This window comes from Psychrobacter sp. T6-1, assembly GCF_052258445.1.
Map to the genome: position 1 here is coordinate 1 of NZ_JBQQFC010000641.1, position 804 is coordinate 804.

Here is an 804-nt window from a genome sequence, read left to right on the forward strand (position 1 = left end):
GCTACACTTAGGTAGCACGCCTCACTAGTATCATATTTCAGACTTTCCTAGCAATTGCCCCATTTGTACGGTTGAGCTGTGCTGCATGGTATCTTGCCAAGCTGTTTTTGCGCCTTTTGGTAGTACCACGATAGCGGTTGAGCCCAAATAAAAACGCCCAAGCTCCTCACCTTTTGCCAAAACCATATCGTGCTGGGCTTCTTGTATATTATCAGTGCGAGTGATTTTACCCGTAGCGACGGTTTCGATACCGGCCACGATCATCGCACCGACCATCACCACCGCCGCTTTGCCGTACTCGGTATCGAACAGACACACCAGGCGCTCATTGCGCGCAAACAGGTCAGGTATGTTAGCCGCCGTGGTATTATTAACCGAAAATAACGTACCCGGCACATAGCGAGTCGCTATCAGCTTACCCTCAAAAGGCATGTGCACACGGTGATAGTTACTTGGCGCAAGATAAACGGTTGCAAAGCTACCGTCCGCAAAATATTCGCCATCCGCGCTATTGGCGAGCAGTTGACCTATATCATAGTCGCGACCTTTGGCTTGCAATAGTTTCTGATCCCTAATTTGACCGAGCTGCGATATCACACCATCAGCAGGACTCACGATACCGTTATAAGTGTCGTCGATAGGGCGCGCATCATCTTTGAGCTCGCGGGTAAAAAAGTCATTAAAGCTCTCATAAGCATTAAAATTATCACGCTCATACTCATCAAGGGTGACATGATAAGCTTTAGCGAAGCTGCGGATAAAAGCACGTTTGACCATAGGGTGACGGCTTGAGGCCAAGCGCCC

1 protein-coding gene is annotated in these 804 nt (G+C 49.0%); it reads right to left on the reverse strand.

Annotated elements, in window-relative coordinates:
- Nucleotides 1-30: 30 nt before the first annotated feature.
- The coding region (gene asd, locus ACTXGO_RS16520; RefSeq protein ID WP_443575096.1) for an archaetidylserine decarboxylase at nucleotides 31-804 on the reverse strand (774 nt) is incomplete at its 5' end.